Source organism: Gordonia gummivorans (assembly GCF_022513585.1).
Taxonomy (GTDB): domain Bacteria; phylum Actinomycetota; class Actinomycetes; order Mycobacteriales; family Mycobacteriaceae; genus Gordonia.
The window spans coordinates 137050-160127 of the sequence record NZ_JAKWBF010000005.1 but is presented as its reverse complement, the minus strand read 5'-3'; the positions used below and the strand labels follow the sequence as shown (position 1 = coordinate 160127).

Below are 23078 nucleotides of genomic sequence, written 5' to 3'. Positions count from 1 at the left end.
GGTCGATCCCGGATCCGATCCCGGGATTCCGGGCAGAACTCAGGGTCATACCCGATGCATCGGGAGGCTCCCACGGCCCACGATGGTCGTCATGGACACCAAGGATCTCCAGCAGCAGGTCACCGACCTGTGGGCGACGCGTCCGGTGCGGCCCGACGACCCGCGCACGATCGCGGGTGTGTGCAGCGGCATCGCAGCGCGCTATCGGGTGGACCCGACGCTGGTCAAGGTGGCGTTTGTGGTCGCCGCGTTCTTCGGCGGCAGCGGACTGCTGCTGTATCTGGCCGCGTGGATCGCCATGCCGGGTGCGGCCAAGGCGCGCGCGGCTGCCGCGCGGGGTCGTCGGCCGTCGACGCGGATCAAGCTGCACGGCCCGCGATTCATCTTGTTCGCCGTACTGGCCATCGTGGTCATCACGTCCTTCGGCCCCAACCGGACCTGGGGTTCGGGTGGCCTGGTCGGCGCCATCCTGATGCTCGTCGGCTGGTGGCTGCTGTACCTCCGCACTCCCACCCCGCCGCCGGGAACGTCGGTCGACACCCAACCCGGCGCCCTCACTTCCCCTGCCAACACCGCCGCACCCAACTTCGGTGCTTCCGACCACTTCGAGAGATGGATACCACGCGCCATGATGAACCCCGGAGAGCACCCGCCCACGCCTGCCCCGCGGAGCGACACCACCGACAACCCGACCGCCGTCCTCGAACCGACGACAACCACACCCCCGGCCTGGGATCCGTTGGGCGCCGCCAGCTTCGCGTGGGATCTTCCCGAGCCGGCGACGCCGGTCTACGAGCCTCCCCGCGACCGCCGTTCACCGCTCACCCTCGTCGTGTTGGGCATCGCAGTCATCGTGGGGGCAGCCGGGACCGCCGCCCATCAGGCGGGCATCGACTGGTTCACCCCCGGACGTGTGCTGTCCCTCGCGCTGGCCGTCGTCGGTGCCGGTCTGATCTACGCGGGTCTTCGACGTCGCAGTTCCGGACGACACAGCACCGGACTCGTACCGATCGCGATCATCCTCGGCGTCGCCACGGTCGTCACAACAGCCGCCGCCGGGTTCTCCGGCTTCCCGGAGGGCGGCGTGGGCGACCGCGATTGGAAACCGTTGACGGAGAACGACATCAAGCCCGAATACACGCTCGGCATGGGCGCCATGGTGCTGGACTTGCGCGAGGTCGAACTGACCTCCGACCGGAGCGTCGAACTGCGCAGCGGCATGGGCGAGATCACCGTGAAGGTGGGCCCCGACATGAACGTTCGCGCGGAATGCAGCACCGGACTCGGCGACTATCACTGTCCGGAAGGCCTGGACGGCGGCGGTGACGGCACCGCCGGTCCGGTACTCACGATCGACGCCCACAGCGGTATGGGCAAAGTGGAGGTTGTGCGATGAGTGACACAGATCAGACGTCGGCCATCGAGCGGCACCGTTCGCCAGGGCTGGTGCTCTTCGGACTGCTCGCGCTCGGCGTCGCGGTGTGGGGCATCGCGGACGGACCGACCTTCCCCGACGCGTCGAATCTCGGCTGGCTGGCTGTCGGGGTCGGGCTGGTGGTCGGGTTGCTCCTGATCGTCACCGGTGCGCGATCGCAGCGTTGAGCAGAACCCTCACTCCCACTCGATGGTGCCCGGGGGTTTGCTCGTGACGTCGAGGACGACGCGGTTGACGTCGGGCACCTCGTTGGTGATGCGGGTGGAGATCACTTCGAGCACCTCGAAGGGCACCCGGGTCCAGTCGGCGGTCATCGCGTCCTCGCTCGACACCGGGCGCAGCACGATCGGGTGCCCGTAGGTGCGGCCGTCGCCCTGGACGCCCACACTCCGCACGTCGGCGAGCAGGACCACCGGACACTGCCAGATCTGTGTGTCGAGGCCGGCTGCGGTCAGTTCTTCGCGGGCGATCAGGTCGGCCTTGCGCAACATGGCGAGCCGGTCAGCGGTGACCTCGCCGACGATGCGGATCGCCAGACCCGGGCCGGGGAACGGCTGCCGCGCAACGATGTCCTCGGGTAGGCCCAGCTCACGGCCCACCGCGCGGACCTCGTCCTTGAACAGCAGCCGAAGCGGTTCGACGAGGTCGAACTCGAGATCTTCCGGCAGTCCGCCGACGTTGTGGTGGCTCTTGATGTTCGCGGCACCGCTGCCACCACCGGACTCGACGACGTCCGGGTACAGCGTGCCCTGCACGAGGAACTCGACCTTCTGGCCATCGTCGGCGTGATCGCCCAGAACCTCGCTCACCGCGCCCTCGAAGGACCGGATGAACTCGCGGCCGATGATCTTGCGTTTGGTCTCCGGGTCGCTGACGCCGGCGAGTTCATCGAGGAACGTCTCTGCCGCGTCGACCGTGACCAGCTTGGCTCCTGTGGCGCCGACGAAGTCGTGCTGGACCTGCTCGCGCTCACCGGCTCGCAGGAGTCCGTGGTCGACGAAGACACACGTGAGCCGGTCGCCGATGGCGCGCTGTACGAGGGCTGCGGCCACCGCCGAATCCACGCCACCGGAAAGTCCGCAGATGGCGAGGCCGTCGCCGATCTGGTCGGACACCGCGTCGATAAGGGTGTCGGCGATGTTGGCCGGGGTCCAGGTGGCCTCGAGTCCGGCGATCTCGTAGAGGAATCGGGTGAGGATCTGCTGGCCGTGCGGGGTGTGCAGCACCTCGGGGTGGTACTGGACGCCCGCCATGCGACGTTCCACGCATTCGAAGGCGGCGACCGGTGCGCCCGGCGTCGAGCCGGTCACCACGAATCCCTCGGGGGCGACCTGCACCGCGTCGTTGTGGCTCATCCACACCGGCTGGGTGTCCGACAGGCCCTGATGCAGAATGCCCTCCCCGTTCAAGGTGAGCGTGGTGCGGCCGAACTCGCGACCACCGGTGTTGGCGACCTCGCCCCCCAGCTGGCGCGCCATCGACTGGAATCCGTAGCAGATGCCGAACACCGGAATGCCGAGCTCGAAGACCTGCGGGTCGAGCCCCGGTGCGTTGTCGGCATACACCGACGCCGGACCACCCGACAGGATGATCGCGACCGGGTCCTTGGCGGTGAAGTCGGCCAGTCCGGCGTCGTGGGCGATGACCTCGGAGTAGATCCGGGCCTCCCGCACCCGTCGTGCGATCAGCTGCGCGTATTGCGCGCCGAAGTCGACGACCAGAACCGGTCGCGGCCCGTCGAACCGCGATCCGTCGAAGAAGCCCTGAGCAGCAGAATCCGTCACGGAAGAAAGTGTAGTGGCGAACCGGTCAGTGCCTGGGTGCGCGGGTGCCCGGCGGGTTTCGACGGGAGATCTCATTGACGGGCCAGCGCAGCGACGCGGGTTTGAGGTGGAATACTGCGAGATCGTCATGGACAACGCTTCTTCCGGAACCCAGCCGCACAAACGGCACAATCCCTGGTCCCTGTCGGTCACCGACATCACGCAGGCAGCGGTGTTCGCGGCGCTGATCGCCGCGCTCGGACTGCCGGGTGCCATCAATCTGCCGGGCGGTGTGCCGATCACGCTGCAGACGATGGGCGTGATGCTCGCCGGTGCGATCCTCGGCCCGAAGAAGGGCACCCTCGCGGTGGGAATCTTCATGGTGCTGGCGATCGCCGGACTGCCGATTCTCGCCGGCGGCATCAATGGTCAGGCGTCGCTCGCCTCCGCCCGCGGCGGCTACTTCCTGGGCTTCCTGCCCGGGGTGATCGTCATCGGCGTGCTCACCGCGGTCATGCTGTCGACGCCGTCGGGCGACGGCAAACCGCGCTATCGGGTGACCTGGGGCATTCTCATCAACCTGCTCGGTGGCCTGGTGGTGATCTACGCGTGCGGTGTGGCCTGGCTGGTGATCCGTGGATACCTGACCTGGTGGGCGGCCATCACCACCAACGGACCCTATGTGGCGGGCGACGTCATCAAGGCGGTCATAACCGCTCTCGTGGCCGCCCAGGTGCACCGCGGGTGGCCTGGCCTGATCGAACCGATTCGGCTCCGCAAGCCCTCACCACCGGAACCCTGATCACCAGCACATGATCGAGATCGCCGACGTCACCCACGCCTACGACGACCGGGTTGTGCTGCGCGATGTTTCACTCACGCTGGGCGAACAACGCATCGGGATGGTCGGCGCCAACGGCAGCGGCAAGTCGACGCTCGCCCGGATGATCAACGCTCTCGTCACCCCCGACACCGGCACGGTCACGGTCAACGGGATCGACGCGGCCAAACACAAACGTCGCGTCCGACGCGAGGTCGGATTCATCTTCTCCGACCCCGACCGGCAGATCATCATGCCGACCGTCATCGAGGACATCGAACTGTCGTTGCGGCGCACCGAACTCACGAAAGCCGAACGGACACAGCGGGCTCGCGCCGTCCTCGACCGTTTCGGACTGGCCGATCACGCCGACCATCCGGCCGCACGGTTGTCCGGAGGACAGAAGCAACTCCTCGCGCTGGCGTCGATCTTCGTGACCGAACCCCGCATCATCGTCGCCGACGAACCGACGACGCTGCTCGACCTGCGCAACAGCCGGATGTTGCGTGAGGTGTTCACCACGCTCGACGAACGACTGATCGTGGTGACCCACGACCTCGACCTCGTCGACGACTTCGACCGGGTCATCGTGCTCGACGACGGCCGGGTGGTGGCCGACGATGTGCCCGCCGCCGCGATCGCCGCTTACCGCCGGATGATGTCGTGAGCGCGTTGGGCGTCTACCGCCCGGGAAACACCCTGCTGCACCGCCTTGCGCCGGGCGTCAAGCTACTCGGGCTGGGTGTGGGGATCGTCGCGATGTCGGTGTGGGTACGCTCCCCCGCGGCGTTGGGGATCGCCGCAGCGGCAGTGGCCGTGGTGTACGCGCTGGCCGGCCTCGGACCTGTCACCGCGTGGCGTCAGCTCCGACCGATGCGGTGGATCACGCTGTTCATCTTCGCCTTCCAGTGGGTGTTCACCGATTGGCAACGGGCGGTAGTGGTCTGCGGAGTTTTGGTCTTGTCGGTGGCGTTGGCAGCGGTGGTCACGTTGACCACCCGCACGACAGACATGCTCGACACCATCGTCGCCGTGCTGAAACCGATGCGCCGCATCGGGGTTCCGGTCGACCACATCGCGATGGCCCTGGCACTGACGATCCGGGCCATCCCGATGATGGTCGAGATCATCCGCGAGGTGGACGAAGCACGGCAGGCGCGCGGCCTACGACCGGGTGCACGAATCCTGTTCGCACCCATCGTGATCGCGGCGTTGCGAACCGCCGAGGGGTTCGCCGACACGCTCACCGCACGCGGTTTGGACTGATTGGCCGAGGGAACATGCTGCCCCACACCGGCTGACCGCACATCGTCCGCCGACTGAGTTCCCTCCGCTGCCTGAGGTGCGACGAGCGCTAGCCGCCGGGCTGAGGAGCCCCGTGCGAGGTACGAGCATGGGAGCGTCTCGAAGTCGAAGAGCCTCGAAGGCCTGGTGACCGCTGCTGCTTGGTCGCCGAATTACCCTGTCTCGCCATGCCCTTCGAGGCTCTCGGCTAGCGCCTCGAGCACCTCAGGGAGCGGAACGTACGGGTCAGCGGGTCGGTCACCGAGTTCCTCGAGTCAGCGACCCACCCGCCGCCTGCGGCGGCGATCGTGGAGGCGGGAAGAGGGCCGTGGAGCGCGGCGCGGCAACGATGATCCACGAAAAATAGGGGAAGAAACTCGTCCCCTACCCCTGGAGTCCTCCCCGCGAATTTTCTCGCGGACGACTCAACAAGCAGGGGCAGAAAGTAGGGGAAGAACCTTCCCCTACTTTCAGTGGTCCGGCGCCTCGCTGACGTGGCCCGTTCGCCTGCCCTTCGAGGCATCCCTCGGCCGGCGCCTCGGGCACCTCAGAGAGCGGTGGGGTGGTGGACGCTTACGCGCAGTTCAGAGCGCTAGTCACCGACCTCTTCGGATCAGAATCGCGGGTCATGCGATCAGCTGGTGTGCACGATCCGCTCGACCGGAGTAATCGGCAAGCGCAGCGCTCCGGGCGCGGATTCCGGCACCACCGGCGCCGTGGGAGCGCATGGACTGATCCGCTCGTACGGACGGCCCTGTGCGGGACGCTGGTCATTCTCGCCCTTGTTGGGCCACAACGCCATCGCACGCTCGGCCTGCGCGCAGATCGTCAGGGACGGGTTGACACCGAGGTTCGCCGAGATCGACGCGCCGTCGGTGACGTGCAGGGTCGGATAGTTCCACACGCGGTGATACGGGTCGATGACACCGGCTTTCGGGTCGTCGGAGATGGCGCAGCCGCCGAGGTAGTGCGCGGTGAGCGGCATGTTCACGATGTCTCCCCACGTGCCGCCGGCGAGTCCGTTCGGCAGCTTGCCCGCGATCCGTCGAGTGGCCTCGTTGCCCTTGGGGATCCAGGTCGGATTGGGTTCGCCGATGCCTTGCTTGGACGTGATGTAGCGCAACGGTCCACGCTTGCGCACGAAGGTGGTCAGCGAGTTGTTGTTGTTCTGCATGACCAGTGCGATCACCGTGCGTTGGCTCCACTTGCGTACCACCAGGAGTCGCACCAGCAAGAACGGATTCCGGATGACCTGCCGGAGGAACTGCCCGAACCGGTTCGCCGGGGATCCGCCGTCGGTCAGCGCCGTCTGTAGGTAAGCGATCGCGTTGGAGCCCTTGCCATAACGCACCGGCTCGATGTGGGTGTTGGATTCCGGATGGAAGGACGACGTGATCGCCACGCCGCGCGAATAGTCGTGTGCGGGATCGAATTTCCCGGCCATCGCACCAAGGATCGACTCCGAGTTGGTCCTCGTCAGCTCGCCCATCGCGTCCGAGATCCCCGGCAGCGTCGTATGTTTCGCGTGATGCATCAATCGCTGCGTATTGAAGGTGCCGGCCGCGACGATCACCTGCCCCGCGGTGTAGACGCGGGCCCGACGACCCAGCGGACCCCATGACGACGACCCGTGCGTGCCCACCGACCATGTGCCGTCGGTCTTCTGCTCGAGCGAGTCGACGGTGGTGCGCGCGATGATGGTGGCCCCACGACGTTCGGCGAGTCCCAGGTAGTTCTTCATCAGGGTGTTCTTGGCGCCGACCCGACACCCTGTCATGCACGCGCCGCATTCGGTGCAGGCCGTGCGCGCCGGTCCCACACCGCCGAAGTACGGATCGGCCACGGTCTCGCCCGGCTCGCCGTCGAGGCCGGTCTTGGCACCGAAGAACACGCCGACCGGCGTCGAGGTGAAGGTGTCGGCGACACCCATCTCCGTGGCGACCTCTTTCATCACCCGATCGGACTCGGTGAAGGTCGGATTGGTCACCACACCCAGCATGCGTCGTGCCTGGTCGTAGTAGGGAGTGAGCTCGTCCTCCCAATCGGTGATGTGGTTCCACTGCGGATCGGTGAAGAACGGGGTCGGCGGCTTGTACAGGGTGTTCGCGTAGTTGAGCGACCCGCCACCTACGCCCGCACCCGCCATGATCATGACGTCCTTCAGCGCATGTATCCGCTGAATGCCGTAGAGGCCCAGCTTCGGCGCCCACAGCCACTTGTGCAGGCGCCAGCTGGTCTTCGCGAATTCCTCGTCCTCAAAGCGCCGGCCGGCCTCGATGACACCGACCCGGTATCCCTTTTCCACCAGGCGCAGCGCACTCACGCTCCCGCCGAATCCGGAACCGATGATGAGCACGTCGAAATCACATGGGGCTGCCATGAGCAACCATACTAACGCACATTGTCACATAGCGTGACGCGGGTCACCGGTGGACCGAGAGGCCCACCTTCTGGAACTCCTTGAGATCGCAGTATCCGGCCTTGGCCATGGCCCGTCGCAGCGCGCCCACCAGGTTCAACTCTCCGAACGGGTCGTCGGATGGACCGGTGAGCACCCGGTCGAGCGTGGGCCGATCCTCATCGATCGCCACCTGGAGCAAAGCACCACGCGGGGTATCCGGATGCGCTGCCGCCGACGGCCAGTACCAGCCACGACCAGGGGCCGACGCACTCGCGGCCAGCGGCGTCCCCAGCACTGCGGCGTCCGCTCCGCACGCGATCGCCTTGATCAGGTCACCGGAGGTGTGAATGTCGCCGTCGGCGATCACATGGACGTACCTGCCGCCGGTCTCGTCGAGGTAGTCCCGGCGGGCCGCGGCGGCGTCGGCGATCGCTGTGGCCATGGGTACTCCGATTCCGAGAACCTCACCGGTCGTGGTCGCGCCGGTGGCCGAACCGTAGCCGACGATCACGCCTGCCGCGCCGGTCCGCATCAGATGCAATGCGGTGCGGTGATCGTGGACGCCGCCCGCGATCACCGGGATGTCGAGGTCGGCGATGAAGGTCTTGAGGTTCAACGGTTCTCGCGTCGCGCCCTCCGAATCCACCTGCGCCACATGCTCGGCCGAGATGATGGTGCCGTGCACGACGAGGATCTCCACGCCCGCAGCCAACAACGCGGGCGTCAGCTCGGGCGCATGTTGCGGACTGACCCGCACCGCCGTGGTCACACCGGCCTCACGGACCTGCGACACCGCCTCGGCGAGCAGTCCACTGTCCAGTGGCGCTGCATGCAACTTCTGCAGATGCCGCACGGCCGCATAGGGATCCGGGTCCTCGGCCGCGATCTTGACCAGTTCGGCGATCTTGGCGTCGACGTCGCGATGCCGAGCCCACAGTCCCTCGCCGTTGATGACGCCGAGGGCACCGAGCTTGCCCAGCTCCACGGCCATCTGCGGGGAGACGAGCGCGTCGGTGGGATGGCTCAGGATAGGCGCCTCGAACCGGTAGGCATCGATCTGCCATGCCGTCGACACATCCTTGGACGATCGGGTTCGCCGTGACGGCACGATGCTGATGTCATCCAGCTCGTAGGTCCGTCGGGCGGTTCTGCCCATACCGAATTCGACGAGATCACGCACCGGTGCGCCTTTCTGCTGTCCGCTTCACTCAGCGGGAATAGTAGTTGGGTGCCTCTGCGGTCAATGTGATGTCGTGCGGATGCGACTCCTTGAGGCCGGCCGCGGTGATCTGCACGAAGCGCGCCTGCTGGAGATCGGTGATCGACGTCGACCCGGTGTATCCCATCGCCGCCCGCAGCCCACCGACGAGCTGATGGATGACCTGCGTGAGCGGGCCACGGAACGGCACCCGGCCCTCAATGCCTTCGGGCACCAGCTTCTCTTCCTTGAGGACGTCGTCCTGGAAGTAGCGGTCCTTCGAATACGACTTGCCCTGCCCGCGTCCCTGCATCGCACCCAGCGAACCCATGCCGCGGTAACTCTTGAACTGCTTGCCGTTCACCAGGATCAGATCGCCCGGAGCCTCGGCGGTACCGGCCAGCAGCGAGCCGAGCATGGCGGTCGACGCGCCGGCGGCGAGCGCCTTGGCGATGTCGCCCGAGTACTGCAGACCGCCGTCGGCGATGACCGGGACGTCGGCCTGCTTGCACACCGTGACGGCTTCGAGGATCGCGGTGATCTGTGGTGCACCGACACCAGCGACCACGCGGGTGGTGCAGATGGAGCCCGGTCCGACACCGACTTTCACCGCGTCGGCACCGGCATCGATGAGAGCCTGTGCGGCCTCGCGGGTCGCGACATTGCCGCCCACGACGTCGACGCGGTCACCGACCTCGGCCTTGAGTTTGGCGACCATGTCGAGCACGAGGCGGTTGTGGGCGTGTGCGGTGTCGACGATGATGACGTCGGCACCCGCGTCGGCCAGTGCCATGGCCCGCTCCCACTGCGGATCGCCGGTACCCACGGCGGCGCCGACCAGCAGTCGACCGTCGGCGTCCTTGGTGGCCAGCGGATGCTGTTCGGTCTTCACGAAATCCTTGACGGTGATGAGACCGGTCAGCCGGCCGTTGCCGTCGACGATCGGCAGCTTCTCCACCTTGTTGCGCCGCAGGAGACCCAACGCGGCTTCCGCCGAAACACCCTCGTGCGCGGTGATGAGCGGCGCCTTGGTCATCACTTCGGAAACCGGACGATCCTGATCGACCTCGAAGCGCATGTCGCGGTTGGTGATGATGCCCACCAGCTCACCGCGATCGTCCACCACCGGCAGGCCGGAGATGCGATACCGCGCACACATCGAGTCGACCTCGGCGAGCGTGTTGGTCGGCGAGCAGGTGACCGGGTCGGTGACCATCCCGGCCTCCGACCGCTTCACCGTCTCCACCTGGCCGGCCTGATCCTCGATCGACAGATTGCGATGCAGGACACCCATACCGCCCGCGCGGGCCATGGCGATTGCCATCCGCGCCTCGGTCACGGTGTCCATCGCCGAACTCACCAGCGGCACACGGAGGGAGATGTTCTTGGTCACTCGCGAGGAGGTGTCCACCTCGCTCGGGATCACGTCGGAGGCCGAGGGCAGCAACAGGACGTCATCGAAGGTCAGGCCGAGCATCGCGACCTTGCCGGGATCGTCTCCACCGGTACGAACATGCGTCATCTGTCCATGGTATCGACTCTGGCCAATCGGTATTGCCCACCCCGGTGCGGTGCTCGCGGAAGCGTTCGCCCGACGCAGACAGGTGGTGTGTAGGGATACGGCGCGCGTGCCGCACCATCGGCTACGGTGGTTGTGTGCGCGACCACCTTCCACCCGGCCTTCCGCCGGACCCGTTTGCCGACGATCCGAGCGATCCCGCCTCGGCTCTCGACTCTGTGGAGCCGGGCATCCCGCTCGACGAGAGCGAGCGACTCGCTGTCGAAGAGGACCTCGCCGATCTCGCCGTCTACGAAGCACTCCTGGCCCATCGCGGGGTCCGTGGCCTGGTGGTGGTCTGTGACGACTGCCACGAGGACCACTACCACGACTGGGACATGCTGCGCGCCAACCTTCTTCAGCTCCTGATCGACGGCACGGTCCGTCCACACGAGCCCGCCGTCGACCCACGCCCCGACGCCTACGTGACGTGGGACTACTGCCGCGGGTATGCGGACGCGCGCAATCACCTCGACGAGGATCGCTGACCCGAAGAAGCCCCTGCGCTTCCGGAGCTACCCTCAGCCGGCGGAAGAAGCCTCAGCGCGACGGAACCGCCGTGGTGGTGGTCGTCGTGATCGTCGGAACCGGCTCGTCGGGGACATCGGCCGGCGTGCTCTGCAACGTCGACGACGGCGGTGGTAGCGGCACCGCCGTCGTGAAGGTCGTGGTCGGGACGACCGTCGGTCGCGTCGTTTCCGGTGGATTCGTCGGTCCGGGTCCCGGCGGGTTGGACGGTCCGGGTCCGGGCGGGTTGGTCGTGGTCGGTGTGTCGCCGCGCGGTGTTGTCGGCGGCGTCGTCCCCGGTGTCGTGGTGTCGGTGCGCGGATTGGTCGATTCCGGAGGAGTCGTTCGGGCGTCGGTTCCGGTCCGCGTACGCGGATCGACCGTGGTCGAGTCATCACCCGGTGACGTGGTCACCGAGCCCGGGCCGGTCGTCGACGGACTGCCGGTCGGGCTCGCGGATTTCGCAGTGCCCGCACGCAAACGGGAGATCCAATCGTTCATCTGATCTCGCGTGTCGCCCTTACGCATCGGCCCCATCTGGCTCTCCGCCTTGGCGATATAGCTCGCCGCGGCCGAAGTGTCGCCGATGGCCATCGCCGCTTCGGCCTGCTCGAGATTCGACCGCACGTCATGAGCGGCTTGGGTCTCGGATGCGGCCTGTGCAAATACGACCTTCTTGACCGGCCACAACGGATCTCCGGGCTGCGAACCCTCCGACAGCACGGTGAGACCTGCGGCAGCCACGATGACGATCGCGGCAGCACCCGAGATCACGCGGAGATGGCGGACCATCCGCTTACCCCGACTCGCACGCTCGGTGGCGGCGATGGCGCGTTCGACCTCGTCGACTGTCGGCAACTCCGGTGCCGGCTGGTCCACGATCCCGTGGCGCCAGTCCGACAGCAGCGCGGCGAGTTGGTACTCCTCGTCGTCACGGGTCTCCACCGGTACGTCGCGCGACAACGCGTCGATGAACTGGTCGTCGAAGGCGACCTGCGAGATGTCGACCGGCTCGCCGTCAGCCCCGTCGCGGGGCCAGTCGACCGGCCCGGTCGGGCCGCCGTGATTGTCGGGCAGGGGGTCATTGCCGGTGTTCGCCCGGCGATGACGCCAGTCATGCGCGTCGTTCATTTGACCCTCCTGTCCTGTTCAACTCGTTCTTCAGCTTTGCCAATGCCCGGTGCTGGGCGACCCGAACCGCCCCGGGCGTACTTCCCACCGCTGCTGCGGTTTCCTCGGCGGACATCCCGACCACCAAGCGCAGCACCAGCACTTCACGCTGCTTCTCCGGGAGGATGTCGAGCAGTGCCCGCATCCGTCTGCTGGCGTCGGCGTCGAGTGCGAGCTGTTCTGGCCCGCCGGTGACGTTGGTGACCTCGGGCACCGCATCAACCGGATCGGCCTTCACCCGCCCCGCCACTCGCAGTGCGTCGGCCACCTTGTGCGACGCGATGCCGTAGACGAAGGCCATGAACGGCTTACCCTGGTCCTGGTACCTGGGCAACGCGGTCATCACCGCCATCAACGCCTCCTGCGCTATGTCATCGGCGGAGAACAAATGGCGTTCTCCGACTCCAATTCGCCCTCGGCAGTAGCGCAGAATGGGATCCTGCACACTTTCGAGAACTGACGTGAGCGCGACCCTGTCCCCTTGCCCTGCGGCACGGACAGCGTCGTCCAACTCACCACCTGTCAGCTTCATCGTCAGTAGGAATCCCCGTGTTACATGTCGGTTGACCGAACTCACCGGTCCTGATAAGACCCCCCGCACACCTACAGTCGCGATCGACCCGCGGCAAGCCCTCGTTTACCTTAGCGATCCTTAGCCGACGTGAACGGCATGCCCTTGCGTCGGAGCGTGGTTTCGAGTTGAACGTGCAGGTCACGCTCGGTAGTCGACGCCGCGCCGACACCCTGGAGCAACGACGACGCGGCCCACTGCAGAGGTAACAGTCCTTCGTCGGCTGCCCGGCGGGCAAGGATTCGGGCCACCTCGGCTGCGCCCGTACTGTTTCCGACCGACGCCTGGGCTGCTGCGGCGATGAGGTCTGTCTTGATGCGGTGGCGGGTAGTCGGCCCCGAATCGACACCTGCGACGGTCTCGACCGCATTCTGGGCGAACTCGACTGCGGTCTGCCCGTCGCCGCTGTACATGGCCAGCTCCGACCGCACCCACAGCATGCGTAACCACCCCCGGCCACCGTCGTCCCAGTCGTCGGCGCTCCACTGTGCGGGGTCGCGAGCGCCGACGTCGGCGAGCACGACGCGTGCGCGGTCGAGCAGCCGTCGCGAGGCACCGAAGCGCAGGAGGCCGAGATTGTCGGCTGCCAGGCCGATCAGCGCGTCGGCCAAGGCCGCACGCGGCCAGCGATTCGAGTCGCCGGTCATAGAAACTGCAGCACCGGCGGCTCGTCCGTCCAACGTCGTCGCGGCCGCGTGTCGGCCTGCTTGTCGATACAGTGACGCCGCGGTACTCCAACACAGCGAACGCAGGTCGTCCGGACAGTCGGGTCGTGCCTGGATGCGGTGCAGGCGGGTGAGGGCGTCGGCGACATCGCCCTGTCCCCCGGCATGTACGGCATCGCGCCAGTTCTCGTATCCGTCATCGGAGCCCCGTCCGCGCAGTTCAGATGTGATGTTTCCCCCTGGAGAAGTGTTCTGGCTCACCACGTTCAATTTGGGTTTGCATGAATTTAACGAACGGTCACAAACGTTAATTCCAACGCCACATCACCAGCAGATTATCCGTAGGTTTCGTATGGGTAAATCAAACACAATCGCCCACACACGGTGCAACATCACCCTGCGACCGCTCCGAATCGTTCTCAGAACCACTATTCGCAGGTCACAGTGCCTGTCCGCGTAGGTATCACGGGTGGCGTTTCCGGTACCGGAACGATGTGGTATCGCGGTCCGCTTACCTAACCAGCCGTTAACAAACACGAGATTCTTACCCTGGTTAGCAGGGGTTTTGGCGGTATTGACTGCGTTTCTCAGGCCCGCTTAATGTGTGCCTTGCGTTAGGAAATTGACGACCGACCTAGGAGTAGCTGCCATGCCCCAGCCCAATCATCTCCCCGGCCCGAACGCAGATATCTGGGACTGGCAGATGCAGGGTCTCTGTCGCGGTGTCGACTCGGCGATGTTCTTCCATCCCGACGGCGAGCGTGGCCGGGCCCGTGCGCAGCGTGAGCGGCGCGCCAAGGAGATGTGCCACCAATGCCCTGTCATCGCGCAGTGCCGCGAGCACGCATTGGCGGTCGCCGAGCCCTACGGCATCTGGGGTGGACTGTCGGAATCCGAACGCAGCATCCTCATGAAGCGTGGCGTCGGCCGCCGGATCGCCAGCTGACCCGCTGAACACAGACGAATCGGGGGGCTCCCGCTCTTCTCGAGCGGGAGCCCCCGATTGTCGTTCCAGCGGGAACCGTCAGTGGGCGTGCCCGTGCCCGGCGTGGGCTCCGGCGTCGGCCGGCTGATCGGTGACAGCGGTTTCGGTGGTCAGCACCATCCGCGCCACCGACGCGGCGTTGACCACCGCGGACCGGGTGACCTTGACCGGATCGATGATGCCCTCGGCGACGAGATCGCCGTAGGTCAGCGTCGCAGCGTTGAAGCCCTGCCCCTTGTCGGCGGCGGCGACCTTCTCGACCACCACGGCGCCGTCGAGACCAGCGTTGGCGGCGATCCAGAACAGCGGCGCCCGTGCGGCGTCGCGAACAACGCGCACACCGAGGGCCTCTTCGTCGGGCAACTCGGCCGCGAGGGCGTCGAGCCCGGCCGCGGCCTGCACGATCGCCGAACCGCCACCGGGAATGATGCCTTCCTCGACCGCGGCCTTGGCCGCTGCGACCGCATCTTCGACGCGGTGCTTGCGCTCCTTGAGCGCGGTCTCGGTGGCTGCACCGACGCGGATCACCGCGACGCCGCCCGCAAGCTTGGCGAGGCGCTCTGCGAGCTTCTCCCGATCCCAGTCGGAATCGCTCTGCTCGACCTCACGTCGCAGCTGCGCAGCACGATCGGCGATGGCCTCCTTGGTGCCGGCACCCTCGATGATGGTGGTGGCGTCCTTGGTGACCACGACGCGACGGGCCGAGCCCAACACCTCGAGTCCCACCGTCGACAGGCTCAGGCCCACGTCGGAGGTCACCACGGTCGCACCGGTGACCACGGCGAGGTCTTCCAGGAACGCCTTACGGCGGTCACCGAAGAACGGCGCCTTGACCGCAACGGCACGAATGGTCTTGCGGATCGAGTTGACCACGAGCGTCGACAGCGGCTCGCCCTCGACGTCCTCGGCGACGATCAGCAGCGACTTCCCGGCCTCGACGACCTTCTCCAACAGCGGCAGGAAGTCGGGCAGCGAGCTGATCTTGTCGCGGTACAGCAGGATCAGGGTGTCCTCGAGGACCGCTTCCTGGCTGTCGGGGTCGGTGACGAAGTACGGCGACAGGAAGCCCTTGTCGAACTGCACGCCCTCGGTGATCTCGAGATCGGTCTGCAGTCCCGAGCCTTCCTCGACGGTGACCACACCGTCGGTTCCGACGACGGTCATCGCCTTGCCGACCATCTCGCCGACCTCTTCGTCACGTGACGACACGGTCGCGACCTGACCGATGGCCTTCTCGCCGTCGACCGGGGTGGCGGCGGCCAGCAGCGCCTCGCCGAGCGCGTCGGCGGCCTTGCCGATGCCCGCACCGAGCGCGATCGGATTGGCGCCGGCCGCGACGTTGCGCAGACCCGCCCGAACCATGGCCTGGGCGAGCACGGTCGCGGTGGTGGTTCCGTCACCGGCGACGTCATTGGTCTTGGTGGCGACCGACTTCACCAGCTGCGCACCGAGGTTCTCGAACGGATCCTCGAGGTCGATGTCGCGGGCGATGGTGACGCCGTCGTTGGTGACGTTGGGGCCACCGAAGGACTTGGCGAGGACGACGTGGCGGCCACGCGGGCCCAGGGTCACCTTGACGGTGTCGGCGAGCTGGTTGATGCCGCGCTCGAGCGCGCGCCGCGCGTTCTCGTCGAATTCAATCTGTTTGGGCATGAGTCACTTTCGTGAAATGAAGAAACGAATGTAGGGGCCGAACACACCCGCCCCGGCGCCCGTGAAACGGGCCGCCGGGGCGGGTGGGACTCGCGATGTTCTCGCGGGTCTTACTTGCCGATGACAGCCAGCACGTCACGTGCCGACAGGATCAGGTACTCCTCGCCGGCGTACTTGATCTCGGTGCCCCCGTACTTGCTGTAGATGACGGTGTCACCTTCCTTGACGTCGACGGGGACGCGGTTGCCCTGCTCGGTCACCCGACCCTCGCCGACCGCGATGACGGTGCCTTCCTGCGGCTTCTCCTTGGCGGTGTCCGGAATGACCAGACCCGACGCGGTGGTCGTCTCGGCCTCTACGGCCTGCACCAGGATCTTGTCCTCAAGCGGCTTGATGTTCACGCTCGCCACGATGTGAGTCCTCAACTTTCGTACTGAGAAAGAATCTGCACGTTCATGGCCCTGGAAAAACCTCGTCGTCGCGGGTGCCGAGGCTTGTTCAGTGCCACCTAGCACTCTATACATGCGAGTGCCAGCACTCAAGGGCGACGGCTGCAAATCAAGTGTTCGCCGGCAGCGGAATCGCTCGAGCGGATCGGCGCGTCCGCCAGGACACACCCAGCGCTCCCACCAATCCGATCACCGACAGGGCGCTGACCAACCAGATCGCCGTCGTCATCCCGCCGGGCAGACCGCCCGACCCGGCCGGTTGCTCCGATGCCGTGAGGATCGCAGTGACCACGGCGAGCATCACCGCCCCACCGACCTGAACGCTCGTATTGACCAGCCCGGACGCGAGGCCCTGCTCGTCGTCGGCCACCCCGGCCGTGCCCTGCGCGTTGACCGACGGAAACGTCAACGCGAACCCGATTCCCAGCAGGACGATGGTGGGCAAGAGGAACTCGGCAAAGCCCATGCCCGGTTCCGTCCGCGCGAACCAGAGGTAGCCGCCGAGGAAGGCCGCGAATCCGCCGATCATGAGCACCGGCGTCGGAACTCGGTCGAGTACGCGATCCATCTTGACGGCACTGGCGGCCACGATGAGACCCGCGGGCAGGAAACCCAGGGCCATCATGAGCGGCGACCAGCCGAGCGTGTCCTGCAGGTAGAGGGTCACCACGAACTGGAATGCGACATACCCGCCGAACATGAGCGCCCCCGACAGATTCGCGTGGACGAGGGTCACCGAACGCAGGATGCCCAGTCGCAGCAGCGGATGCCGATGCCGACGCTCGATGACGACGAAGGCGACCGACGACGCTGCGGCCGCACCGAACACCGCAAGGGTTGCCGGCGCCGCCCAGCCCACCTCGGGCGCGCGCACCACCCCGAGCACCAGCAACAACAAGGCCGCGGTGCTCGTCGTTGCGCCGGCGACGTCGAAATGTGCCCAGTCGACCGGCCTGCGTCGGACGGCCGGGATCACCCGCAGTCCCGCGAAGAGCAGCAGCAATGCCACCGGCCCGGGGAACAACAGGGTTGCGCGCCAGGACAACTCGGTGAGCAGGCCACCGAACACGAGGCCGAGAGAGAAGCCGCTGGCGCCGCAGACGGTGTAGATGGACAGTGCGCGGTTGCGCGCAGGCCCCTCGGCGAACGTGGTCGTGATGATCGACAGACCGGCCGGAACCGTGAAAGCCGCCGCGATGCCCTTGACGAAGCGCAACCCGATGACGAGCGCGTTGACGTCGACGACGGCACTCACCACCGACGCGACGCCGAACACCGCGAGCGCGGTGAGGAACACACGACGGCGGCCGAAGAGGTCGCTGGCCCGGCCGCCGAGCAGCAGAAGGCCCCCATATCCGAGCACGTACGCACTGACGATCCACTGCAGTTCCGATTGCGCCATACCCAGATCCGCACCGATGGACGGCAAGGCCACTCCGACCATGGAGATGTCGAGTCCGTCGAGGAACAGTGCTCCGGCCAGGACGACCAGGAGTAGCCACGTTCGTCCCGACCATCCGGAGCCGCTGGTGATGTGTGTGGGGGCGTCATCCCCCGCCTTCGGCAGTCGCTGCCGATCGCTGATGACCACTTCGGTTGTTGTGTGTGCCATGCAGGAAACTATATGCACATGCATTAGATGCTTCTACATTAATTGCGCTCACATTTATTGCGGTTGCATTTACCGTCCGACGGCGCTAGCATGCGGCCATGAGCAAGGACGCTGCCACGCACGACGATCTCGCGGCGGCCTGGCATGACCTCTCCGTGAGCTACCACCGCGTGCTGTGCGCCCTCGATCGAGAGCTTCAGGCGGGGCACGGATTGACTTCGAGCGAATTCGAAGTCCTCGAACTACTCTGGGCCGCAAGCGATCACAAGCGCCGGATGAGCGACCTCGCCGACAACGTCCACCTCAGCCAGAGCGCACTGTCGCGTGTGGTGGCCCGCTTGGAGAAGGACGGATTGGTGGAGCGCAGCATGTGCGCCAACGATCGTCGATCCGTCTTCGCCGAACTGACCGCCGAAGGCGAAACACGCTACTGCGCAGCGCGTCCCACCCAGCGAGCGATCCTCGCCGACCTGTCCGGCGGATGTCCTCAGATGATCCGGGCCGCGGCGTCAGGCCGGTCAGCCACCAACGGGTAGCCGCCGGTCCAGTTCGATCAGACGCTGGCTGTCTTCGTAGAAATCACGCTGCTCGACGATCTTGCCCCAGCGTGCCCGCGCCCACAGTACGGAACGGTTGGTGTAGATCTGCTCGCCGTCGAGGACCGCCGCGTCGTCGAATCTGATGGCGATGGTCATCGACCACGGCGCACCGCCGACGACGATGGAGCAGATGTCTCCGGCGAGGCCGGCGTCCACGAAGTCGAGCAAGAATCCCTCGATGGCAGCCCTGCCCTCGTAACGGCCGCGCCAGCGGTGGTCACCCTCATGGAAGTAGAGCACCGCATCCTCGTGATACCCGGCCGCCAGCGGACCAATGTCACCCTGGGCGAGGCAGGCCACTCCGTGTCGGAGTTTGCGCGCCAACGCCCACAGCAGCAGCCTGCGAGCTGACATGGCGACTGCCAATCCGATGACGATTCCGACGATCAGCGCAATCCACATGATTGCCACCTCCGGGTGGTTTACCTGGTCACGTACCTAGAATGATCGTTCTAGCGAGGCCGCGTGTCAACCCCGAAGCGACGCGCGCACGGAGATCAGAGCTGACTGAGCTGAACCGACAATCCCGGGTCGGTGGCGACGGTGAGTGGCGACGGTTGTGCGCCACCGGCGATGACATGGGCGCCGAGCGTCGCGATCATGACGCCGTTGTCGGTGCACAGGCGCGGCTTGGGCACCCTCAGCGTGATGCCGGCCGCGGTGCAGCGCTCCTGCGCGAGCGAGCGGATGCGCGAGTTGGCCGTGGCGCCGCCGCCGAGGACCAGTGTCTCGACGCCGAGATCGGTGCACGCACGAATCGCCTTCATGGTGAGCACGTCGGCCACGGCCTCCTGGAACGATGCGGCGATGTCGGCGACCGGACGCGCAACCCCGTCTCGATCGCATTTCTCGACGTAACGCGCGACCGCGGTCTTGAGGCCGCTGAACGAGAAGTCGTACCGCGCGTCGCGAGGGCCGGTCATGCCGCGGGGGAAGTCGATCGCACGTGGATCACCCTCGCGCGCAGCGAGATCGAGCGCCGGGCCGCCCGGGAAACCGAGGCCGAGCAGGCGGGCGACCTTGTCGAATGCCTCCCCCGCCGCGTCGTCGACCGTTGTACCGAGTTCGACGATCGGCTTGCCGAGATCGGTGACGTGAAGCAGGTGGGTATGTCCGCCGGAGACCAGCAGCGCAACGCATTCGGGCATCGGTCCGTGCTCGAGGGTGTCCACCGCGACGTGACCCCCGAGGTGATTCATCGCGTAGAGCGGCACATCCCATGCCAGTGCATACGCCTTGGCTGCGGCCACTCCCACGAGCAGCGCACCCGCCAGCCCCGGGCCGATCGTCACCGCGATCGCATCCGGGCGGTCGATACCTGCTGCCTCCCTTGCCCGTTGCATCGTCGGCACGATCGCTTCGAGGTGCGCCCGCGACGCGATCTCCGGGACCACACCACCGAACCGCGCGTGCTCGTCGACGCTGGAGGCCACTTCGTCGGCGAGTAGCGTGGCGTGGCCGGGCGCTTCACCGTCGGCCGGGGTCCACCGCACGATCCCGACACCCGTTTCGTCGCAGGAACTCTCGACGCCCATCACGATCAGTCCGCGGTCGATCAGTCCGCGGTCGATCAGTTCACGGTCGGCGCTCATGCGGGTCCCTCCTCCGGATCGAGCGGCCGGCCGGATACCGGCGGACGAATCATCGTGTACGCGTCCGCTCCGGACGGCTGATAGTAGTTGCGGCGGATACCCGACGTGGCGAAGCCGTGGCGCGAGTACATCGTGATGGCGACGTCGTTGTCGGTCCGCACCTCGAGGTACACCGGCGCGTCGCAGGCGTCGGCGACCACCAGCATCGCCTGCAGCAATGCCCGGCCCAACCCGGTCCCGCGTCGTTCCGGTGCCACGGCGATCGTGTGGATCTCGCACTCGTACTCGCCGGACCCGCCGAGGGTGGAAATCCCCGCGTACCCGACGACCTCCCCGCCGACCTCCTCGCGCGCGGCGAAGTAGGTGTTGTACGGCGCATTCAGCTCGGCTCGGAATGCCGTTGCCGGCCAGGGTGAGTCCTCGGCGAACATCTGCTTCTCCAGCGCCGCGCAGCGCGGAATGTCGGCATAGGTGAGTCCGTCGATGATCGCTTCCGGGGCGGTCATGAACCGACCTTGTTCGCCTGGGACACCTTGCGTTCCACGGCGTCCGGGCGACGCAGGTAGAGCGGCACCAGCGGCTCCGGCGGTGTGGACGACCAGATGGCGTCGGCCGCGGTCTGCACCAGCCCGGCCACCGACGGCACCCGCACCGAACCCACAGGCAACCCGATCAGTTCGGCGTGGGCGGGCGAGCCGAATGCCACGTCGACGTCGATCCCGTCGAGAGCCTCGAGGACCGCGGACGGTGCCATCACCTCCGGACCCTGCACCCGAAGGCCGTCGAGGTAGCGCGCCCAATACAGTTCGCGGCGTCGGGCGTCGGTCACCACGACCACCGACGACTGATGCGGATCACGTTGTACTGCAACGGCATCCAGTGAGCACACACCGTACGCGGGAATGCCGAGCGCGTCGGCGAAGGCCGACCCGGTGGCCATGCCCACGCGCAGTCCGGTGAACGGTCCCGGCCCGCAGCCGACGACGACCGCACCGATCTGGTCTCGGGTGACCCCCGACTCGTCAAGTGAGTCCGACATCAAGGTCGTCAGCAGTTCGGCATGTCTCCGATGGTCGGCGACGGCATGCTCGGCCAGCACGTCGACCGTGCCGCCGGGTCGCAGAACCGCCACTCCGGTGACCACCGAGTCGGTCGCCGTGTCGATGGCGAGCACGGTGGTTCCAGCAAGACCATCGGCCTCCCTGTGGTCACTCACTGGTCACCCACTCCCATTCCACTTGCCGCACATCGGTGTCCGGGTCTCGCCGCAGCCGCACCAACAGGTGGTGATCGGCGAGCCGCTCCGCGACGCCCTCACCCCATTCGACCACCACCACGGTGTCCTCGAGATCGGTATCGAGGTCGAGGGCATCGAGTTCGTCGAGTCCACCGAGTCGATAGGCGTCGACGTGCACCATGCCCGGCCGGCCGGAATCCCCGGGCCGATGCTCGCGGGCGATGATGAACGTCGGCGAACTGACCCGGCCGACCACGCCCAACCCGGCACCGATTCCCCGTGCGAGCGCGGTCTTCCCGGCACCGAGCGGCCCGTCGAGGATCACCAGATCACCTGCGCGCAATTCTGCGGCGATCTCGCTGCCGAAGGCCTCGGTGTCGGTCACGGTCGGCAGTGCGCGTGCACCGCTGGACCGGCGGTCGGGACTTGTACTGTCGGGACTCGTACTGCCGGGGGTCATACGCGAATTCGCTTCCACCACTTCGATCGCGGCGCCGGCAGGGCCACCCGTGCACGATCGACGAGATCGACGACGGCGTCGGTGACCAGACGCGGCTGCTCCATCTGCACCATGTGCCCGGCGCCCTTGACCACCACGAGGCGCGAGTCCAATCCGAACTCCGAGTACATGCGGACCGAATTCTCCAGCGGCGTCAGCCGATCCCGGTCTCCGCAGACCACCGTCGTCGGCACCTGCGCGATGACCGGAAGGGCGGTTGTCTCGTCGTGCGTCTCGAGCGCGTTCAAGAAGTTGACGATGGTGTCGATCGGCGTGTTCTGGATCATCTTCTCCACCGCCCGACCAGCCTTGGGGCTGAAGAAGGTTGGCCCGAAACTCGCGGCCACCAACACCGGCTCCAACGCTGCTCGGGTCACTCCTCGCCCGGCCTGTACGAGACGCGGCGCGCGACGCACCGACAGCCGGAACGCGTCGACGATCGGGTTGCCCAATCCCTCACCGAGGCCGGCCTCGGTGACACCACGCGACGCGGTCGCGACCAGGCCCACTCCGGCCACCGGTCCGTCGTGGGTGAACAGATGCGAATGCCTGCGCGCAAGTCCCATCAGAGACATGCCACCCATCGAATGTCCGACCAGCACAACATGTCCCACCGGTGCGGTGGCACGGATGACCGCTGCCACATCGTCGCCGAGTTGGGCGATGGTGCAGGTGTCGTCGGGTGCCGGGTCGCTCTTGCCGTGGCCGCGGTGATCGAAGAAGACCAGGCGGTAGTCCCGATCGGCCCATTCTTCGGCGAGCTGCAGACGCTGAAAATGCCACGATGCCATCCGCAGACTGAATCCATGGACAAAGATCACGGTCAACTCGGGAGTCGCACCATCGGCCACCCCACCGAGATCGACAGTGCGAACAGCGAGTTCGAGACCATCGTCGGTCTCCACCGTGCTCGCCGCGTCGGCGTAGATAGTGGTGAAATCGACGTCGGCGTACGGATCCACCTTGCCGGCCACGCGTTTACGGGCGAGGTTACGGGCTGCACCCGCCGCGGCGACGCCACCGAGGCCGGCCACCCCGGCGACACCTGCCAGCCAACCGATCCGCTGCGAATTGTCCACT

General features: G+C 66.6%; 24 protein-coding genes. 8 read left to right on the top strand and 16 right to left on the bottom strand.

Features of this window, described 5'->3' with window-relative positions:
• Window positions 1-82: 82 nt before the first annotated feature.
• Window positions 83-1396 (top strand): PspC domain-containing protein, encoded by a 1314-nt coding sequence (locus MKW15_RS06035; RefSeq protein WP_240856673.1) that lies wholly within the window; start codon window positions 83-85, stop codon window positions 1394-1396.
• Window positions 1393-1602 (top strand): hypothetical protein, encoded by a 210-nt coding sequence (locus tag MKW15_RS06030; RefSeq protein ID WP_240856672.1) that lies wholly within the window; start codon window positions 1393-1395, stop codon window positions 1600-1602. The genes MKW15_RS06035 and MKW15_RS06030 overlap by 4 nt, the downstream gene beginning before the upstream one ends.
• A gap of 9 nt (window positions 1603-1611) precedes the next feature.
• Here MKW15_RS06030 and guaA read toward each other — a convergent pair whose 3' ends face one another.
• Window positions 1612-3219: a glutamine-hydrolyzing GMP synthase gene (gene guaA, locus MKW15_RS06025; protein WP_240856671.1), complete on the bottom strand. Its 1608-nt coding sequence runs from the start codon at window positions 3217-3219 to the stop codon at window positions 1612-1614.
• 127 nt (window positions 3220-3346) lie between these two features.
• On the opposite strand from guaA, the gene MKW15_RS06020 reads away from it, so the two are divergent.
• Genes MKW15_RS06020 through MKW15_RS06010 form a run of 3 tightly spaced genes read left to right on the top strand, consistent with a single transcriptional unit; the run spans window position 3347 to window position 5284 of the window.
• Window positions 3347-4000 (top strand): biotin transporter BioY, encoded by a 654-nt coding sequence (locus MKW15_RS06020; RefSeq protein WP_240856670.1) that lies wholly within the window; start codon window positions 3347-3349, stop codon window positions 3998-4000.
• Window positions 4001-4010: 10 nt separating this feature from the next.
• Complete coding sequence (locus MKW15_RS06015) at window positions 4011-4685, top strand: energy-coupling factor ABC transporter ATP-binding protein (protein WP_240856669.1); 675 nt, start codon at window positions 4011-4013, stop codon at window positions 4683-4685.
• On the top strand, window positions 4682-5284 hold the full coding sequence (locus tag MKW15_RS06010) for an energy-coupling factor transporter transmembrane component T family protein (RefSeq protein WP_240856668.1): 603 nt from the start codon (window positions 4682-4684) through the stop codon (window positions 5282-5284). Before MKW15_RS06015 ends, MKW15_RS06010 begins: the two co-directional genes overlap by 4 nt.
• Window positions 5285-5936: 652 nt before the next feature.
• Here MKW15_RS06010 and MKW15_RS06005 read toward each other — a convergent pair.
• From MKW15_RS06005 to guaB, 3 genes are read right to left on the bottom strand one after another with little or no spacing between them, the layout of a single operon-like run.
• A complete protein-coding gene (locus tag MKW15_RS06005) occupies window positions 5937-7682 on the bottom strand; it encodes a GMC family oxidoreductase N-terminal domain-containing protein (RefSeq protein WP_240856667.1) in 1746 nt (581 codons plus the stop codon).
• A gap of 43 nt (window positions 7683-7725) precedes the next feature.
• Window positions 7726-8883 carry a GuaB3 family IMP dehydrogenase-related protein gene (locus tag MKW15_RS06000; protein WP_240856666.1) on the bottom strand — a complete coding sequence of 386 codons (1158 nt, stop codon included), beginning with the start codon at window positions 8881-8883 and terminating at the stop codon, window positions 7726-7728.
• Window positions 8884-8911: 28 nt separating this feature from the next.
• Complete coding sequence (gene guaB / locus MKW15_RS05995; protein WP_240856665.1) at window positions 8912-10423, bottom strand: IMP dehydrogenase; 1512 nt, start codon at window positions 10421-10423, stop codon at window positions 8912-8914.
• Window positions 10424-10557: 134 nt separating this feature from the next.
• Between guaB and MKW15_RS05990 the strand changes: the two genes are divergently transcribed.
• A complete protein-coding gene (locus MKW15_RS05990) occupies window positions 10558-10947 on the top strand; it encodes a DUF5319 domain-containing protein (protein WP_240856664.1) in 390 nt (129 codons plus the stop codon).
• A gap of 52 nt (window positions 10948-10999) precedes the next feature.
• On the opposite strand, the gene MKW15_RS05985 is transcribed toward MKW15_RS05990, so the two are convergent.
• From MKW15_RS05985 to MKW15_RS05975, 3 genes are all read right to left on the bottom strand, one after another.
• Window positions 11000-12097, bottom strand: coding sequence for an anti-sigma-D factor RsdA (locus tag MKW15_RS05985; protein WP_240856663.1), 1098 nt, complete (start codon window positions 12095-12097; stop codon window positions 11000-11002).
• On the bottom strand, window positions 12081-12668 hold the full coding sequence (locus MKW15_RS05980; protein WP_240856662.1) for a sigma-70 family RNA polymerase sigma factor: 588 nt from the start codon (window positions 12666-12668) through the stop codon (window positions 12081-12083). Before MKW15_RS05980 ends, MKW15_RS05985 begins: the two co-directional genes overlap by 17 nt.
• Before the next feature lie 110 nt (window positions 12669-12778).
• Complete coding sequence (locus MKW15_RS05975; protein WP_240856661.1) at window positions 12779-13633, bottom strand: hypothetical protein; 855 nt, start codon at window positions 13631-13633, stop codon at window positions 12779-12781.
• A 388-nt stretch (window positions 13634-14021) separates the two neighbouring features.
• Here MKW15_RS05975 and MKW15_RS05970 point away from each other — a divergent pair, with 388 nt between their 5' ends.
• The gene (locus tag MKW15_RS05970) at window positions 14022-14318 is read left to right on the top strand and encodes a WhiB family transcriptional regulator (protein WP_240856660.1); all 297 of its coding nucleotides are present in this window, start codon (window positions 14022-14024) and stop codon (window positions 14316-14318) included.
• A gap of 78 nt (window positions 14319-14396) precedes the next feature.
• Here MKW15_RS05970 and groL read toward each other — a convergent pair whose 3' ends face one another.
• From groL to MKW15_RS05955, 3 genes are all read right to left on the bottom strand, one after another.
• Window positions 14397-16010 (bottom strand): chaperonin GroEL, encoded by a 1614-nt coding sequence (gene groL, locus MKW15_RS05965; protein WP_240856659.1) that lies wholly within the window; start codon window positions 16008-16010, stop codon window positions 14397-14399.
• 110 nt (window positions 16011-16120) lie between these two features.
• The gene (gene groES, locus MKW15_RS05960; protein ID WP_006334733.1) at window positions 16121-16420 is read right to left on the bottom strand and encodes a co-chaperone GroES; all 300 of its coding nucleotides are present in this window, start codon (window positions 16418-16420) and stop codon (window positions 16121-16123) included.
• Window positions 16421-16568: 148 nt separating this feature from the next.
• Window positions 16569-18071, bottom strand: a complete 1503-nt coding sequence (locus MKW15_RS05955) for an MFS transporter (protein ID WP_240856658.1) — start codon at window positions 18069-18071, stop codon at window positions 16569-16571.
• Window positions 18072-18169: 98 nt separating this feature from the next.
• On the opposite strand from MKW15_RS05955, the gene MKW15_RS05950 reads away from it, so the two are divergent.
• The gene (locus MKW15_RS05950) at window positions 18170-18607 is read left to right on the top strand and encodes a MarR family winged helix-turn-helix transcriptional regulator (protein WP_240856657.1); all 438 of its coding nucleotides are present in this window, start codon (window positions 18170-18172) and stop codon (window positions 18605-18607) included.
• Here MKW15_RS05950 and MKW15_RS05945 read toward each other — a convergent pair.
• The 6 genes from MKW15_RS05945 to MKW15_RS05920 all read right to left on the bottom strand — a co-directional run bounded on the left by MKW15_RS05945 (window position 18590) and on the right by MKW15_RS05920 (window position 23077).
• Window positions 18590-19072, bottom strand: coding sequence for a nuclear transport factor 2 family protein (locus MKW15_RS05945; RefSeq protein WP_240856656.1), 483 nt, complete (start codon window positions 19070-19072; stop codon window positions 18590-18592). The genes MKW15_RS05950 and MKW15_RS05945 overlap by 18 nt on opposite strands.
• A 95-nt stretch (window positions 19073-19167) precedes the next feature.
• Entirely contained in the window at window positions 19168-20214 is a 1047-nt protein-coding gene (gene tsaD, locus MKW15_RS05940) for a tRNA (adenosine(37)-N6)-threonylcarbamoyltransferase complex transferase subunit TsaD (RefSeq protein ID WP_240856714.1), read from the bottom strand.
• 44 nt (window positions 20215-20258) lie between these two features.
• Complete coding sequence (rimI, locus tag MKW15_RS05935) at window positions 20259-20768, bottom strand: ribosomal protein S18-alanine N-acetyltransferase (protein WP_240856655.1); 510 nt, start codon at window positions 20766-20768, stop codon at window positions 20259-20261.
• Window positions 20765-21478 carry a tRNA (adenosine(37)-N6)-threonylcarbamoyltransferase complex dimerization subunit type 1 TsaB gene (tsaB, locus tag MKW15_RS05930; protein WP_240856654.1) on the bottom strand — a complete coding sequence of 238 codons (714 nt, stop codon included), beginning with the start codon at window positions 21476-21478 and terminating at the stop codon, window positions 20765-20767. Before tsaB ends, rimI begins: the two co-directional genes overlap by 4 nt.
• Entirely contained in the window at window positions 21471-21959 is a 489-nt protein-coding gene (gene tsaE / locus MKW15_RS05925) for a tRNA (adenosine(37)-N6)-threonylcarbamoyltransferase complex ATPase subunit type 1 TsaE (RefSeq protein ID WP_240856653.1), read from the bottom strand. Before tsaE ends, tsaB begins: the two co-directional genes overlap by 8 nt.
• Window positions 21956-23077 carry an alpha/beta fold hydrolase gene (locus MKW15_RS05920; protein WP_240856713.1) on the bottom strand — a complete coding sequence of 374 codons (1122 nt, stop codon included), beginning with the start codon at window positions 23075-23077 and terminating at the stop codon, window positions 21956-21958. Before MKW15_RS05920 ends, tsaE begins: the two co-directional genes overlap by 4 nt.
• Window position 23078: the final 1 nt, after the last annotated feature.

Coding starts and splice junctions, on each gene's coding strand:
- MKW15_RS06035 (WP_240856673.1), top strand. CDS start 83: ATGGTCGTCATGGACACCAAGGATCTCCAGCAGCAGGTCACCGACCTG.
- MKW15_RS06030 (WP_240856672.1), top strand. CDS start 1,393: ATGAGTGACACAGATCAGACGTCGGCCATCGAGCGGCACCGTTCGCCA.
- MKW15_RS06020 (WP_240856670.1), top strand. CDS start 3,347: ATGGACAACGCTTCTTCCGGAACCCAGCCGCACAAACGGCACAATCCC.
- MKW15_RS06015 (WP_240856669.1), top strand. CDS start 4,011: ATGATCGAGATCGCCGACGTCACCCACGCCTACGACGACCGGGTTGTG.
- MKW15_RS06005 (WP_240856667.1), bottom strand. CDS start 7,682: ATGGCAGCCCCATGTGATTTCGACGTGCTCATCATCGGTTCCGGATTC.
- guaB (WP_240856665.1), bottom strand. CDS start 10,423: ATGACGCATGTTCGTACCGGTGGAGACGATCCCGGCAAGGTCGCGATG.
- MKW15_RS05985 (WP_240856663.1), bottom strand. CDS start 12,097: ATGAACGACGCGCATGACTGGCGTCATCGCCGGGCGAACACCGGCAAT.
- MKW15_RS05980 (WP_240856662.1), bottom strand. CDS start 12,668: ATGAAGCTGACAGGTGGTGAGTTGGACGACGCTGTCCGTGCCGCAGGG.
- MKW15_RS05970 (WP_240856660.1), top strand. CDS start 14,022: ATGCCCCAGCCCAATCATCTCCCCGGCCCGAACGCAGATATCTGGGAC.
- groL (WP_240856659.1), bottom strand. CDS start 16,010: ATGCCCAAACAGATTGAATTCGACGAGAACGCGCGGCGCGCGCTCGAG.
- MKW15_RS05955 (WP_240856658.1), bottom strand. CDS start 18,071: ATGGCACACACAACAACCGAAGTGGTCATCAGCGATCGGCAGCGACTG.
- MKW15_RS05950 (WP_240856657.1), top strand. CDS start 18,170: ATGAGCAAGGACGCTGCCACGCACGACGATCTCGCGGCGGCCTGGCAT.
- MKW15_RS05945 (WP_240856656.1), bottom strand. CDS start 19,072: ATGTGGATTGCGCTGATCGTCGGAATCGTCATCGGATTGGCAGTCGCC.
- rimI (WP_240856655.1), bottom strand. CDS start 20,768: ATGACCGCCCCGGAAGCGATCATCGACGGACTCACCTATGCCGACATT.
- tsaE (WP_240856653.1), bottom strand. CDS start 21,959: ATGACCCCCGGCAGTACGAGTCCCGACAGTACAAGTCCCGACCGCCGG.